The sequence below is a fragment of the Cellulosimicrobium cellulans genome, assembly GCF_006539945.1.
Lineage (GTDB): Bacteria > Actinomycetota > Actinomycetes > Actinomycetales > Cellulomonadaceae > Cellulosimicrobium > Cellulosimicrobium cellulans.
Map to the genome: position 1 here is coordinate 45,223 of NZ_BJNZ01000031.1, position 12,595 is coordinate 57,817.

The following is a 12,595-nucleotide window of genomic DNA, read 5'->3' on the forward strand; positions in this document are numbered from 1 at the left end:
TCAGGCGCCGGTCCGCGAGGTTCGGACCGCGTCGGCGAGGCGCGCGACGGCCTCGTCGACTCGGGCGTCGGCGAGGTTGCCGTACCCGAGCACGAGGGTCGTGGACCGGTCGGCGGGGCGGACCTGGTAGCGGCGCAGGTCGACGACGGTCACCTCGCGCCGCGCGGCCTCGCGCACGACGTGCGCGGCGTCGGGAGCGGGGTCGTCCGGCGCGCTCGGCAGGGAGAGCAGCGCGTGCATGCCCGCCGCGATGCCGCTCACCGCGGCGTCCGGCAGCTCGCGGGCGAGGGCGTCGAGCACGGCGTCGCGACGACGGCGGTACCGGCCGCGCGCTCCGCGCAGGTGCCGGTCGTACCCGCCCGAGGCGACGAACCGCGCGAACGTGAGCTGGTCGACCGTGGAGGGGGCTGCCGCGCCGTGCGTCGGGGAGGCGGCGCGCATCACCGACTCGCGCCAGCGTGCGGGCACGACCATCCACCCGACGCCGAACGCCGGGCTCATCGTCTTGCTCACCGACCCCAGCAGGACCACACGCTCGGGGTCGAGCTGCTGGAGCGCGGCCACGGGCCGGCGGTCGTACCGGAACTCGGCGTCGTAGTCGTCCTCGACCACGACGCCGTCGACGGCACGGGCCCACGCGAGGACCGCCTCGCGCCGCTCGGGCGCCAGCGCGGAGCCGGTGGGGAACTGGTGCGCGGGCGTGAGCAGAGCGGCCCGCGCGCCCGTCCGACGCGACGCCGCGACGAGCGCGTCGATGTCCGCGCCCGCGTCGTCCACGGGGACGGGGACGGGGATGAGACCGACGCGGCCGGCGACGTCGCGCAGCACCGACCAGCTCGGGTCCTCGACGAGCAGGTGCGTGTGGCCCGCCTCGACGAGCGCCGCGGCGACGCGCGCCATCCCGTCGGTCGCGCCGCGCGTGAGCACGACGGCGTCGTCCGCCCCGGCGACGACGCGCGCCCGGCGCAGGTGGTCGGCGACGACGGCCCGAGCGTGCGGGTGCCCGGCGGGGGAGGGCTGGCCGAGGTCGTCGTTCGACGCCGTGCCCCCGGGCGTGCCGAGCGCCTCCCGTGCCGCCCGCAGCCACGCGTCGCGCGGGACGTGCCGCAGGTCGGGCACGCCCGGGGCGAGGTCGAACCGGGCCCGCGCGGCATACGCCCTGCCGGTGTCGGGTCGTCCGGCGTCCACGGCCGCGGGTCGACCGTCGGCCGCTCGCCCCTCGCGGCTCTGGCCGGACCCGCCACGACCCGTGCCCACCCTCGCTCCCTCCGGGCTCGTCGGCCGGGTCGCGGCGGAGACCCGGGTCGCGGAGCCGGTGCGCGCTTCGAGAAAGCCCTCGGCGACGAGCTGGCCGTACGCCTCCGTGACGACCCACCGCGACACCCCGAGCGACTCGGCGAGCTGGCGGCTCGGTGGCAGCGCCGCCCCGACCGGGACGCGGCCGGTGTGCACGGCGTCGCGGACCGCGCGCTCGAGCCGCTCGACGCGCGAGCCCGGCCCCGTCCCCAGGTCGAGCAGGGCCTCCCAGGCGAGCTCCGCCGTCGTGCCCGGAGGCGTCCGGGCAGAATTGGTCTGGTCAAGTCCCATGGAATCGGACCGTACACCCGTGCCGATCGCTCCGTAGCGTGGAGCACGTCATCAGGACCACGGATCCGTCACGGACCGGCGGCCCACCGAGCAACTCCAGGGAGACCACCATGCGGTACCGCACCATCGGCGACGGGCGCACCTCCTTCGACGTGTCGACCCTGTGCCTCGGCACCATGAACATGGGCACGCTCGTCGACGAGGACACCTCGTTCGCGATCCTCGACCGCTACCTCGAGGCAGGGGGAACGTTCCTCGACACGGCGAACAACTACAGCGCGTGGGCAGGCGGCCACGGTCGCGACAGCGAGGACGTCATCGGCCGCTGGCTCGCGAGCCGCGGCGTGCGCGACGAGGTCCGCATCGCGACCAAGCTCGGCGCGGCGAAGAAGGACCCCGCCCTCCCGCTGCAGAACGTCGAGCCCACGAACTTCCAGGGGCTCGGCGCCGACGTCATCGGGTACGAGGCCCACGAGAGCCTGCGTCACCTCGGCGTCGACCACGTCGACGTGCTGTACGGGCACGTGGACGACCACGAGACGCCGCTCGCCGAGACCGTCGGCGCGTTCGGGAAGCTCCAGGCGGAGGGCGTCGTCGGCATCACGGGCATCTCGAACGTCGCGCTGTGGCGCGTCGTCGAGGCGCGGGAGGAGGCGCTGCGTCAGGGCATCGCGCCCTACGGGCTCGTCCAGCAGAACTACACCTACGCCTACCCGACGCCCGAGCCGGGCCGGCACAACTGGGCGTCGTACGAGCTGCTCGACTACGCGGCGTCCACCGGCATCGACGGGCGCCCGCCGCTCGCCGTCACCGCCTACTCGCCGATCCTCCAGGGCGCGTACGTGCGCCGCGACAAGCCGCTGTGGGACGGGTTCGACCACCCGACCACGCGCGAGCGCATCCGCCTCCTGCACGAGGTCGCGGGCGAGCTCGGCGCGACGCCCCACCAGGTCGTGCTCGCGTGGCTCCTCGGCGGCGAGCACCCGGTGGTCCCGATCATCGGGCCGAGCACGATCGAGCAGCTCGACGATCTTCTGGGTGCTGCCGACCTCGAGCTCGACCCGGAGCTGCGCGCCCGCCTCGACGCCGCCTGAGCCCGCGTGTCCGCCCGGCCTGACGCCCCGCCGTCGGGCCGGGCTGCCACCATGGGACCGTGCCCACCACCGTCGCACGCACCCGGCCGGACGACTGGCGCGACCTCCGGGACGTCCGCCTGCGGGCGCTCGCGGACGCGCCGTCCGCGTTCGGCTCGACGCTCGCGCGCGAGGTCGCCTTCCCCGACGACGTGTGGCGCGAGCGCGCGGCGCAGGGACGCACGCTCCTCGCGCGAGCGGTGCCCGACGGCGGCGTCCCGGCCGGGGACGAGAGGCCGGCCGGTCCGGTGGTCGGTGTCGCGGCGGTGTTCCCCTCGCACGACGACGCGACCGTGGCCGAGCTCGTGTCCGTGTGGGTCGACCCGGGCGCGCGGGGCACCGGCGTCGCGGCGGCGCTCCTGCGTTCCGCGGAGCTGCTCGCGGCCGAGCTCGGGGCGCGGACGCTCGCTCTGTGGGTGACCACGACGAACGACCTGGCGCTGCGGCTCTACGGGCGCGCGGGCTTCGCGCCGACCGGCGAGACCAAGCCCCTCCCGAGCGACCCGCGCCTCGTCGAGCTGCGGATGGCGCGGCGCATCCCCCGGTAGGGTGCGGGGACCTGCTGCCGGGCCGTGCCGAGGGGGCCAGTTGGAGTTCCAGGACGTCGTCCGACGCCGACGCATGGTGCGCCGGTTCACCGACGAGGCGGTCGCGCCGGAGGCGGTCGAGCGCCTCGTGCGCAACGCGGTCCGCGCGCCGAGCGCGGGGTTCGCGCAGGGGTGGTCGTTCCTCGTGCTCACCGAGCCCGACGACGTCGCGCGCTTCTGGTCCGCGACCTCCCCCGAGCAGCCCGAGCGGAGCATGAGCACGTGGCTCGCCGGGATGCGCACCGCGCCCGTGCTCGTCGTGGTCCTCGCGTCGAAGGACGTCTACCTCGACCGGTACGCCGAGGACGACAAGGGCTGGGCCGACCGGGACGAGAACCGCTGGGCCGTGCCGTACTGGCACGTCGACGCCGGGATGGCGGCGCTGCTCATGCTCCAGACCGCCGTCGACGAGGCGCTCGGCGCGTGCTTCTTCGGCGTCGCGCCGGGTGAGGTCGCGCGGCTGCGTGCGGCGTTCGGCATCCCCGACGCGTACGCCCCGACCGGGGTCGTCGCCGTCGGGCACCCCGCGGACAGGGCGACCACGGGCTCGCCGCGCCGTCGCGCGCGCAAGCCGCTCGACGACGTCGTGCACCGCGGGCGTTGGGGAGGCCGGCCGTGACGCGGGCGAGCCTGCGCGCCGGTGCGCTCGCCGCCGGCCTCGTGGTCGGCGTCCTCGGCGCCGGTGCCTGCACGGGGAGCCCGACGCCCGAGGGGCCGACGAGCGGGCCCTCCGCGACGCGGACGCGGGAGGCGCCCGGTGTCGGCCCGAGCGGCGACCCGACCATCACGGCAGACCCGGACGTCGCGTCGGGAGCCCCGGGCGAGCCGACGGCCGGCTCCTCCACCGGCCCGGGTGACGGCGCGTCAGGGCCCGCCGCCCCCGAGATCACGAGCCTCGGCGGCACGCCGGCCACGGCACCGCTCGTCGCGCGTGCCGGATGGCAGGTCGTCGGAGCGAGCGGTGGGTGCGTCCTGCCGGCCCGGGGGACGGGCGACCCGGAGACACCGACGGCGGGCGCGCGCGACGCCTCCGCCGCCCTGCTCGCGGAGACGGTCTCCGCGGACGGCGGCGATCCGGACGGCGCGCCGCGCGACGTCCTGCTGCCGGTCGGCTCCGACGGCGTGGCCGTCCAGGGCGTCAACGCCGTCGCGCAGGACTGGACGGTCGAGTCTCCGAGGGGACCGGTGCAGGTGCGGGGTGCCGCACGCGTCGTCGCCGTCCCCGCGTTCGACGGCAGCACGAACACGCAGTCCGTCGTGCTCGCGCTGGACTGCCCCGCGCCGTTCGACGAGGGCGCGTGGCAGCGCCTCCTCGCCGACGTGCGCGTCGGCCTCGTCGCGCCCGTCGAGGCCCTCGGCACCTGGCCGTCGTAGCGGCAGGTCTCGCAGGCTCAGGTCTCGGGAAGGCTCAGGCGTCGTGGTCGCGCAGGGCCGGGACGTGCAGCCCGACGACGGCGCGCGCGTCCGCGGGCAGCTCGCCCCAGTCCTCCACGGTGTCGAGGTCGACCGCGGTACCCGGCCGCTGCACGACGACGGCCCGCAGCCCGAGCCGCTCGGCCTCCGCGACGTGGGCTGCGCGGCTGTCCGGCCCGAACCGGAACCGGAACCCCGCGGAAGCCGGAGGGTCGAGGGCGAGCAGGTTCGTGCCCGCGCCCCGGCGGTCCGTCGCGACGACGACCGGGGCGTCCTCGGCGAGCAACGCCGCCACGTCCGCGGTCGTGAGAGCGGGGAGGTCGGCGTGCGCCACGAGGAGCCGCACCGGCCCCTGGGCCGCCGCGTCCTCCGACGCGATCTCGCGGCCCAGCTCGACCGCCGCGTCCAGGCCGGGCCGGTCCGCGGGCTGGAGCACGATGCGCAGCCGGTCCGCGTCGGCGGTCAGCAGGGGGAGGCCGTCGGACCCGGCGGCGTGCGCGGCGTCGACCACGACGTCCCGCAGCGCCCGCCACGTGAACCGCGGGTCCGACGTCACCACGACCACGCGCTCGACGCCGTCGCTCGCGAGCAGCGTCCCCACGACGTGCCGCGCGAGCACGGCGATCAGCCTGCTGCGCGACGCGGGGTCCAGGACGTGCGCGAGCCGCGACTTCCCCGAGGACCCGTCGCGCAACGGCACGACGGCGACCACGCGCGCCGGGCGGCTGGGCGCGCCCGGGCGAGCGCCGTCGTCGGGCAGCACGAGGTCACCCACGAGCGACCCCCGCCGACGCGAGCAGCGTGCGCGCGAGGCGCTCGCGGCCCGCGGGGCCGCCCATGACGGTGTCCGTCACGACGACGTCCATCCCCAGCGCCCGGACGGCGTCGGCGAGGTGGGCGTCGTGGTCGTCGATCACCATGACGTCGACGAGCCCGACGTACAGGCGCGCGACGCCGAGCGCCGAGACCTCGTGCCCGAGCGTCGTGAGGATCTGCGCGGCGGGTCCCTTGATCGCGCGGCCGCCGACGATCGGGCTCACCGCGACGCGGCGCGCGGACGTCCCGGCGAGCGCGTCACGCACGCCCGCGACGCCCAGCACCGGCTCCACCGACAGGAACGGGTTCGACGGCGCGACCACGACCACGTCGGCGTCGCGCACCGCGTCGAGCACACTGGGTGCCGGGCGCGCGGCGTCGATGCCGTCGTAGACGAGGCCCAGCACGTCGTCCGCGTGCCGGCGGCCGACGAAGTACTCCTGGAACCCGAGGCGCCCCGCGGGCGTGTCGACGAGCGTCGCGACGCGGTCGTCGCTCACGGGCAGCACGCGCGCCCGGACGCCCAGCGCGGACGTGAGCCGCGCGGTCACGTCGGTCAGCGACGACCCCGCGCGCAGCCGGGCCGTCCGCACGACGTGCGTCGCGAGGTCGCGGTCGCCGAGCGTGAACCACGTGTCCTCGCCGAGCCGGCCCATCGCCTCGAGAGCCGCGTACGTCTCGCCGACCACGCCCCAGCCGCGCTCCTCGTCCGCGAGCCCGGCGAGCGTGTACGTCACCGTGTCGAGGTCGGGCGAGATCCACAGCCCGTGCAGCTCGACGTCGTCCGCGACGTTGACGACGACCGTGAGGTCGACCCCGGCGAGGTCCAGGCCGTGCGCGAGGCGTGCCCCGCCGACCCCGCCCGCGAGCACGGTCACGCGGTCGGTGCGGTGTTCTGCTGTCACGACGACGAGCCTACGTCGGGGCGCCGGGAGCCCCGGCGGCCCGCGCCCGGACGTCCCGGCCGCCCCGCCCGGTCCGTGCACCGGACCCGTGCCACGATGGGCCCATGGCCGTCTTCGCCTTCTCCGTCGCCCCGCTCGGTGCCGGCGAGTCCGTCGCGGACTCCGTCGCCGAGGCCGTCCGCATCGTCCGCGAGTCGGGCCTGCCCAACCGCACCACGTCGATGTTCACCGAGATCGAGGGCGACTGGGACACCGTCATGCCCGTGATCCAGCGCGCCACCGAGGCCGTCGGCGCGGGCGGGCACCGGGTCTCGCTCGTCATCAAGGCGGACATCCGCCCCGGCCGCACAGGGGAGCTCACGGGGAAGGTCGAGCGCGTCGAGGAGCGCCTCGCGGCCGAGTCGGAGGAGACCGGGCACGCCTGACCTGCGGGTCGGGGCGGGGACGGTTCGACCGGTTCGCGGGACTTGACCGGCGACGTAGGCTATGGCGCAAACGCCCCCGCCCAGGTCGCGTTCCGCTGCCGCAGGAGATCTCCCGATGCCCCTCTTCGAGGTGGACGCCGAGCGTCCCGTACTGGTCCAGCCGCCCCAGCCGGCAGGTGCCTTCGGGACCGACGCCCAGCGCGTCGTGGACGGCAACATCGAGGGGCTGCTGGGCGAGCAGATCTTCCCCGTCGCGCAGGGCACGTCCGACGACGAGCCCCACCTCCTCGCGCTCGACGCCGCCGGTCTCCCGGTGGTCATCGAGGTCACCGCGGAGCTCACGGAGCAGGCCCTCACCGCGGCGCTCAACCACGCCGGCCGGGCCGGGCGCCTCACGCGCGCCGAGCTCGCCGCCCGCTACACCGGCGGCGCCTCGCGGTTCCAGCAGGACGTCGCTGCGTTCTACGACAACGTCCCCCTCACGCGCTCGCAGGCGACCGCCCGCGCCACCGGCGCGCGCCTCATCGTCATCTGCTCGAGCGCCGCCCCCGGCATCCAGGACGCGCTCGACTTCCTGCGTCAGCCCGGCTCACCGGTCGCCGTCCTGCGCCTCGGCGTGGTCCAGGGCGCCGACGGCCGCCGCTTCGTGGACGTGTCCCCGCTCGCGATGACGCGCGACAACCCCGCACCACCCGCACCACCCGCGGCGCCCGAGCCCCGCCGGGGCCGCGCCGTCGCCCCCGGATCCGACTTCGCGGACGGCGTCGCCGTGGGCCGAGCCCTGACCGGCAAGTTTCCCGTGGTGACGCGGCAGGCCGCGCAGTCCCGGGCCGAGCGTCGTCGTGCGGCCGAGCTCGAGCCGCGCGCCGGCTCCGCGACCGCGCCCAGCCCGATGGACGAGACCGGCCCACTCGCCGCGCTGGCCCCGATCGCTGCGCCGTCGGAGCCGTCGCGCGCCGAGCCTCCCGTCCTGGACTTCGTGCCTCTCGACGACCCGCTCACCGCCCGGACCGCACCCGAGCCCGCGTCCGCCGGGTGGGCCGACCGTCGACCCGTCGAGGCCGGGGACGAGCCGTCGACCCCGCGCACGTCGATCCTCACGCGGGAGTCGATCCGCACCCGGGAGTCGATCCGGACGCGCGAGTCGTACCTCACCCACGAGTACGGCGAGCAGCGCAGCCCGTCGCGCGAGCAGCCGTACGACCCGCTGTCGTACCGCCCGCCCGTCGACCTCGACGCCACACCCGCGCACGCGTCCGCGAGCCGCGACGTCGTTCCCGTGCCGCCCCCGCCCCCCGCGGACGTGCCGCTCGGTCCGGACGACGACCCCGACCTCGTCGCGCTCGCGCGCGCGTTCGGCACCCCGCGCCAGCTCGTCTGGTCACGCCCGCGCCGCGGCCAGCGCTTCGAGGCCCTGCTCCAGCCCGACGGCTACATCGAGCTGTCCGACGGCGCACGCTTCCGCCACCCGGATCTCGCCGCCGTCGCCGTGTCGGGCACCCACACCGCCGACGGCTGGAGCGTCTGGCGCCTCGGCGCCGAGGACGGCCCCACCCTCACCGACGCCTTCCGCGAGCACCACGCCTGAGTCGCGTCGTCCGCCCGGGTCCGCTGCCCGCGTGGCCCTGAGCGCGTGGACCACGACGACCGGAGGCGGACGTGATCGGGTTCCTGCACACGGCGGACGTGCACGTCGCGACGTTCGGTGCGCTGGTGGACGAGGCCGCGCCGGGGGAGGGGCACGCGCACCGCGTCGACGCGCCGCTCCTGGACGACGCGCGGGCGGGCGCACCGACCGGTGCGCGGGTCCGGGCGCACGTGGACGCGCTCGTCGCGGCGGGGGCGTCGGTGGTGGTGTGCACGTGCTCGACGCTCGGTCCGGTCGCGGAGGAGGTCGGCGGGCTCGGGGTGCCCGTGGTGCGGGTGGACCGGCCGCTCGCGGAGGCGGCGGTGCGCGACGGCGGCCGGGTCGCGATCGTGGCGGCGCTCGCCTCGACGCTCGGCCCGACGACGGACCTCCTCGCCGACGCCGCCCGGCGCGCGGGGGCGACCGTCGAGCTCGACCCCGTGGTCTGCGTGGACGCGTGGTCCGCGTTCGAGGCCGGTGACCTGGGCGCATACCACCGGGCCGTCGCCGACGCGGCGCGGGACGCCGTCAGGCGGCGGCGAGCGGACGTCGTCGTGCTCGCGCAGGCCAGCATGGCGCCCGCGGCGGCGTTGCTCGTCGACCTTCCGGTCCCCGTGCTGACGAGCCCGGGCAGCGCGGTGGCCCGGGCCGTGGAGCTGGCCCGGGCCTGACGCGCGCCGTCGGTCAGTCGGTGGTGCGCACCATGGTGCGGATCCCGACGGCGAGGCCGACGGCGGCCGTCACCGCGGCGGCGACCCAGCCCCACGCGACGACCGAGGCGGTGAGGTCGCCGGCGAACAGCGCACGCTCGGCGTCGACGACGTACCGGAGCGGGTTGACGTCGGACGCGACCTGCATCCACCGGGGCCCGGTCTCGAGCGGCAGGAGCATGCCGGACAGGATCATGAGGGGGAAGATCAGGGTCTGCTGCACGACCCAGAACATCCAGTCCTGCTTGCGGACCGCGAGCGCGAGGGCGTAGCTGAGGGACCCGATCCCGACGCCGAAGACGGCGAGCAGCGCGAGCCCGACGACCGCGCCGGCGGGGTGGAGCTCGAACCCGAACGGGAGCATGACGAGCACCACGACGACCGACTGCGCGACGATCGGGACCATCTCCTTGAGCGCGCGGCCGACGAGCAGCGAGGCGCGCGACAGCGGGGCGACGAGCATGCGCTCGTGCGCGCCGGTCTGGAGCTCGACGAGCAGGTTCGCCCCGGTCGTGGTGGTCCCGAAGAGCGTGGTCATCACGAGGATGGACGGGACGAACCACTGCCAGACGTTGCCGCCCAGGACCTCCTGGCCGGTCGTCGTGCCGCCGAGCGACCCGACGAGCAGGGGGCCGAACAGCGCGAGGAAGACGATCGGCTGGACGAGCCCGAACAGCACGGAGAACGGGTCGTGCACGACGGGCCGCAGCTCGCGGACGAGCACGATCCCGGTGTCGCGCGCGAAGGCGCCGAGCCCGCGGCGAGCGCGGGGGCGGGTGGGCGACTGGGGCGGGGTGACGCTGGTGGGGGCGATGTCGACGGTGCTCATGCTGCGGTCCTCTCGGTCGGGCGGGTGCCCTCGGCAGGGGCGTCGGTCGGGGTCGCGGCGCCGGCCTCGCGCAGGCTGCGGCCGGTGAGCGCGAGGAAGACGTCGTCGAGCGTGGGCCGGTGCACCTGCGCGGTCGCGACGGCGATGCCGTCCGCGTCGGCGGCGCGCAGCAGGCGGGGCAGGTAGGCGTCGCCGCGCTCGGCGCGCACCTCGAGCGTGGGTGCGGCGTCGTGCCCGACGGCGGGGGCGTCGTCGGGCGTGCGGGTCGCCTCGCGGAACCCCTCGACCCGGCGGGCGAGCGCGACGAGCCGCGCGGCGTCGTCGTGCGCCGGGCCCTGCGGGGGCGCGAGCGTGACGACGACGCGGTCCCCGGCAAGGTCGGCCTTGAGGTTCTCCGCGGTGTCGTCGGCGATGACCTGCCCGTGGTCGACGACGACCACGCGCTCGGCCATCGTGTCGGCCTCGTCGAGGTAGTGCGTCGTGAGGACGATCGTCATGGGCTCGCCCGTGGCCGCGAGCGAGTCCTCGCGCATGCGCAGGACGTGGTCCCACAGGTTCGCCCGGTTGTGCGGGTCGAGGCCGGTCGACGGCTCGTCGAGGAACAGCAGCGACGGTGCGTGGACGAGGCCCATCGCGACGTCGAGCCGGCGACGCTGCCCGCCGGAGAGGTCGGACACCTTGCGCGCGCCGTAGGACGCGAGCTCGAGGGAGTCGAGGAGCTCGTCGGCGCGGCGGCGCGCGGTGCGCCGGTCGAGGCCGTGGATGCGGCCCTGGCTCGCGAGCTCGTCGACGGCGCGCTGCGCGTGGCCCGCGCCGTTGCCCTGCCCGACGTAGCCGATGCGGTGCCGGACGGCGTCGGGCTCGGCGACGACGTCGTGCCCCGCGACCGTGGCGGTGCCCGACGTGGGGCGGATGAGCGTGGTGAGCATGCGGAGCGTGGTCGTCTTGCCGGCGCCGTTGGGGCCGAGGACGGCGACGAGCTCGCCGGGTGCGACGTCGAGGTCGATGCCGCGCACGGCGTGCACCGTGGCGCTCGCGTCGCGCCCGACGGGGAAGTCCTTGGTCAGTGCTCTGGTGCGGATCACGGTGGCTCCTCCTGGGTGTGCTTCGTGCGTCGAGGCCGACGTTGCCAGGGGTAGAGGACAGCTACGGTCCTCTACTTCGTGACACAGTGAGGTCATGCTCGAGACCTCAGGACGACTGCTCCGGCTCCTCTCGCTGCTCCAGGCGCGCCGGGACTGGCCCGGTGCGACGCTCGCCGAGCGGTTGGAGGTGAGCCCGCGGACCGTGCGGCGCGACGTCGACCGGTTGCGTGAGCTGGGCTACCCGGTGCGGGCGACGAAGGGGCCCGACGGCGGGTACCGCCTCGACGCCGGCGCGGACGTCCCGCCGCTCCTGTTCGACGACGAGCAGGCGGTCGCCGTCGCGATCGCCCTGCGCACCGGGACGCTCCCCGGGGTGGAGGACGCCGCGGCGCGCGCGCTCGCGACGATCCGTCAGGTCATGCCCGCCCGGCTGCGCACGCGCATCGACGCGCTGGAGGTGACGGCCGTGCCGGGCCGGAGGGAGCGGGCCCTGCCTGCCGTGCGGGCCGACGTGCTCGTGTCCGTCGGCGAGGCGGTCGCCGAGCGCCGTGTGCTGCGGTTCGACTACGACGGCGGGACGGGCGAGGTGCTCCGTGCGCCGGGCAAGGAGCACGCGGACGGGTTCCGTGCGCCGCGTCGGGCGGAGCCGCACCACGTCGTCACGTGGGGCGGGCGGTGGTACCTCGTCGCGTGGGACCTCGACCGGGACGACTGGCGGACGTTCCGGATCGACCGGATGGCGCCCCGCGAGGGTGTCGGAGCGCGGTTCGAGCGCCGGGCGCTGCCCGCCCCGGACGTGGCGACGTTCGTCGCCGAGCGGTTCACGCAGCCCGAGATGCCTGTCCGGGGGACGGTCGAGCTCGAGCTGGACGCCGCCGACGTGGCCGCCTGGGCCGGTACGGGTGCCCTCGTGGAGGCCGTGGAGGAGGGGCGGTGTCGTCTGACCGCGGGCTCCTGGTCGTGGGGCGGGCTCGCCGCGTGGTTCGGGATCTTCGACGCGCCGTTCACCGTGGTGGGGCCGGACGCCCTGCGGGCGGCGGTGGCCCGTCTCGCGGTCCGGGCGACGGCGGCAGCCGCGCCTCCTGCGTCAGGAGCACTGCCGCAGCGCGGGGCACCGGGAGAGGGGGTGCGCGCACCGGCGCGGGGAGCCGCACGGCGGAGTGGTCCGGGTCACGGCGGAGCGAGTTGACCTCCTGCCTCCCGACCCCGTAATGTTCTCGAGGTCGCCCGGCAGGGAGGAACAGACACCACGGCACAGCTCCTCGGAGCAGATGCGAAGTGGCTGGTCCCCCGGGTGAAACTCCCACCAGATTCTCGGAGCACAGTGCTGCGCCGTGAGTAGGGTGAGGGTGTCTGGATCAGGTACATTTCTGAACGGAAATCCGGTTTGAACCGGTCCGGGACGAACGGCCGGGTCTGGTAGGATTCAGAACGAAGGAAACGCCCCGCGCAAGGGCCTCGGGAACGAGGTCGGAGGC

Annotated in this window: 13 protein-coding genes; 8 read left to right on the forward strand and 5 right to left on the reverse strand. The window is 76.0% G+C overall.

Going from position 1 to position 12,595, the window contains the following annotated elements; all coding sequences use genetic code 11:
* On the reverse strand, positions 1–1,587 hold the full coding sequence (gene pdxR / locus CCE02nite_RS17755) for a MocR-like pyridoxine biosynthesis transcription factor PdxR (protein WP_141390934.1): 1,587 nt from the start codon (positions 1,585–1,587) through the stop codon (positions 1–3).
* 110 nt (positions 1,588–1,697) lie between these two features.
* Here pdxR and CCE02nite_RS17760 point away from each other — a divergent pair, with 110 nt between their 5' ends.
* The 4 genes from CCE02nite_RS17760 to CCE02nite_RS17775 are packed head-to-tail and all read left to right on the forward strand — an operon-like array spanning position 1,698 to position 4,681.
* Entirely contained in the window at positions 1,698–2,681 is a 984-nt protein-coding gene (locus CCE02nite_RS17760; protein ID WP_141390935.1) for an aldo/keto reductase, read from the forward strand.
* A gap of 59 nt (positions 2,682–2,740) precedes the next feature.
* Entirely contained in the window at positions 2,741–3,268 is a 528-nt protein-coding gene (locus CCE02nite_RS17765; protein WP_141390936.1) for a GNAT family N-acetyltransferase, read from the forward strand.
* Between the two features lie 40 nt (positions 3,269–3,308).
* Positions 3,309–3,926 (forward strand): nitroreductase family protein, encoded by a 618-nt coding sequence (locus tag CCE02nite_RS17770; RefSeq protein WP_141390937.1) that lies wholly within the window; start codon positions 3,309–3,311, stop codon positions 3,924–3,926.
* On the forward strand, positions 3,923–4,681 hold the full coding sequence (locus CCE02nite_RS17775) for a hypothetical protein (protein ID WP_141390938.1): 759 nt from the start codon (positions 3,923–3,925) through the stop codon (positions 4,679–4,681). Before CCE02nite_RS17770 ends, CCE02nite_RS17775 begins: the two co-directional genes overlap by 4 nt.
* 34 nt (positions 4,682–4,715) lie before the next feature.
* On the opposite strand, the gene cofC is transcribed toward CCE02nite_RS17775, so the two are convergent.
* Positions 4,716–5,495 carry a 2-phospho-L-lactate guanylyltransferase gene (cofC, locus tag CCE02nite_RS17780; RefSeq protein ID WP_255318947.1) on the reverse strand — a complete coding sequence of 260 codons (780 nt, stop codon included), beginning with the start codon at positions 5,493–5,495 and terminating at the stop codon, positions 4,716–4,718.
* Positions 5,488–6,441: a 2-phospho-L-lactate transferase gene (gene cofD, locus CCE02nite_RS17785; RefSeq protein ID WP_141390939.1), complete on the reverse strand. Its 954-nt coding sequence runs from the start codon at positions 6,439–6,441 to the stop codon at positions 5,488–5,490. The genes cofC and cofD overlap by 8 nt, the downstream gene beginning before the upstream one ends.
* Positions 6,442–6,545: 104 nt before the next feature.
* Here cofD and CCE02nite_RS17790 point away from each other — a divergent pair, with 104 nt between their 5' ends.
* The 3 genes from CCE02nite_RS17790 (at position 6,546) to CCE02nite_RS17800 (ending at position 9,164) form a co-directional block, all read left to right on the forward strand.
* Positions 6,546–6,866, forward strand: a complete 321-nt coding sequence (locus CCE02nite_RS17790; protein ID WP_141390940.1) for an MTH1187 family thiamine-binding protein — start codon at positions 6,546–6,548, stop codon at positions 6,864–6,866.
* A gap of 115 nt (positions 6,867–6,981) precedes the next feature.
* Positions 6,982–8,454 (forward strand): restriction system modified-DNA reader domain-containing protein, encoded by a 1,473-nt coding sequence (locus CCE02nite_RS17795; protein WP_141390941.1) that lies wholly within the window; start codon positions 6,982–6,984, stop codon positions 8,452–8,454.
* A 71-nt stretch (positions 8,455–8,525) separates the two neighbouring features.
* Positions 8,526–9,164 carry an aspartate/glutamate racemase family protein gene (locus tag CCE02nite_RS17800; RefSeq protein ID WP_141390942.1) on the forward strand — a complete coding sequence of 213 codons (639 nt, stop codon included), beginning with the start codon at positions 8,526–8,528 and terminating at the stop codon, positions 9,162–9,164.
* Positions 9,165–9,177: 13 nt separating this feature from the next.
* Here the strand turns inward: CCE02nite_RS17800 and CCE02nite_RS17805 are convergent, their stop codons facing one another.
* Both CCE02nite_RS17805 and CCE02nite_RS17810 read right to left on the reverse strand, forming a co-directional pair.
* Positions 9,178–10,032, reverse strand: a complete 855-nt coding sequence (locus CCE02nite_RS17805) for an ABC transporter permease (RefSeq protein WP_141390943.1) — start codon at positions 10,030–10,032, stop codon at positions 9,178–9,180.
* Complete coding sequence (locus CCE02nite_RS17810; protein WP_141390944.1) at positions 10,029–11,117, reverse strand: ATP-binding cassette domain-containing protein; 1,089 nt, start codon at positions 11,115–11,117, stop codon at positions 10,029–10,031. Before CCE02nite_RS17810 ends, CCE02nite_RS17805 begins: the two co-directional genes overlap by 4 nt.
* A gap of 94 nt (positions 11,118–11,211) precedes the next feature.
* Here CCE02nite_RS17810 and CCE02nite_RS17815 point away from each other — a divergent pair, with 94 nt between their 5' ends.
* The gene (locus CCE02nite_RS17815) at positions 11,212–12,306 is read left to right on the forward strand and encodes a helix-turn-helix transcriptional regulator (protein WP_141390945.1); all 1,095 of its coding nucleotides are present in this window, start codon (positions 11,212–11,214) and stop codon (positions 12,304–12,306) included.
* The last annotated feature ends 289 nt before the right edge of the window (positions 12,307–12,595 follow it).

Excerpts from the sequence above, each read along its gene's own strand:
- CCE02nite_RS17795 (WP_141390941.1), top strand. The coding sequence starts at position 6,982 with ATGCCCCTCTTCGAGGTGGACGCCGAGCGTCCCGTACTGGTCCAGCCG.
- CCE02nite_RS17805 (WP_141390943.1), bottom strand. The coding sequence starts at position 10,032 with ATGAGCACCGTCGACATCGCCCCCACCAGCGTCACCCCGCCCCAGTCG.
- CCE02nite_RS17790 (WP_141390940.1), top strand. The coding sequence starts at position 6,546 with ATGGCCGTCTTCGCCTTCTCCGTCGCCCCGCTCGGTGCCGGCGAGTCC.
- CCE02nite_RS17815 (WP_141390945.1), top strand. The coding sequence starts at position 11,212 with ATGCTCGAGACCTCAGGACGACTGCTCCGGCTCCTCTCGCTGCTCCAG.
- CCE02nite_RS17760 (WP_141390935.1), top strand. The coding sequence starts at position 1,698 with ATGCGGTACCGCACCATCGGCGACGGGCGCACCTCCTTCGACGTGTCG.
- pdxR (WP_141390934.1), bottom strand. The coding sequence starts at position 1,587 with ATGGGACTTGACCAGACCAATTCTGCCCGGACGCCTCCGGGCACGACG.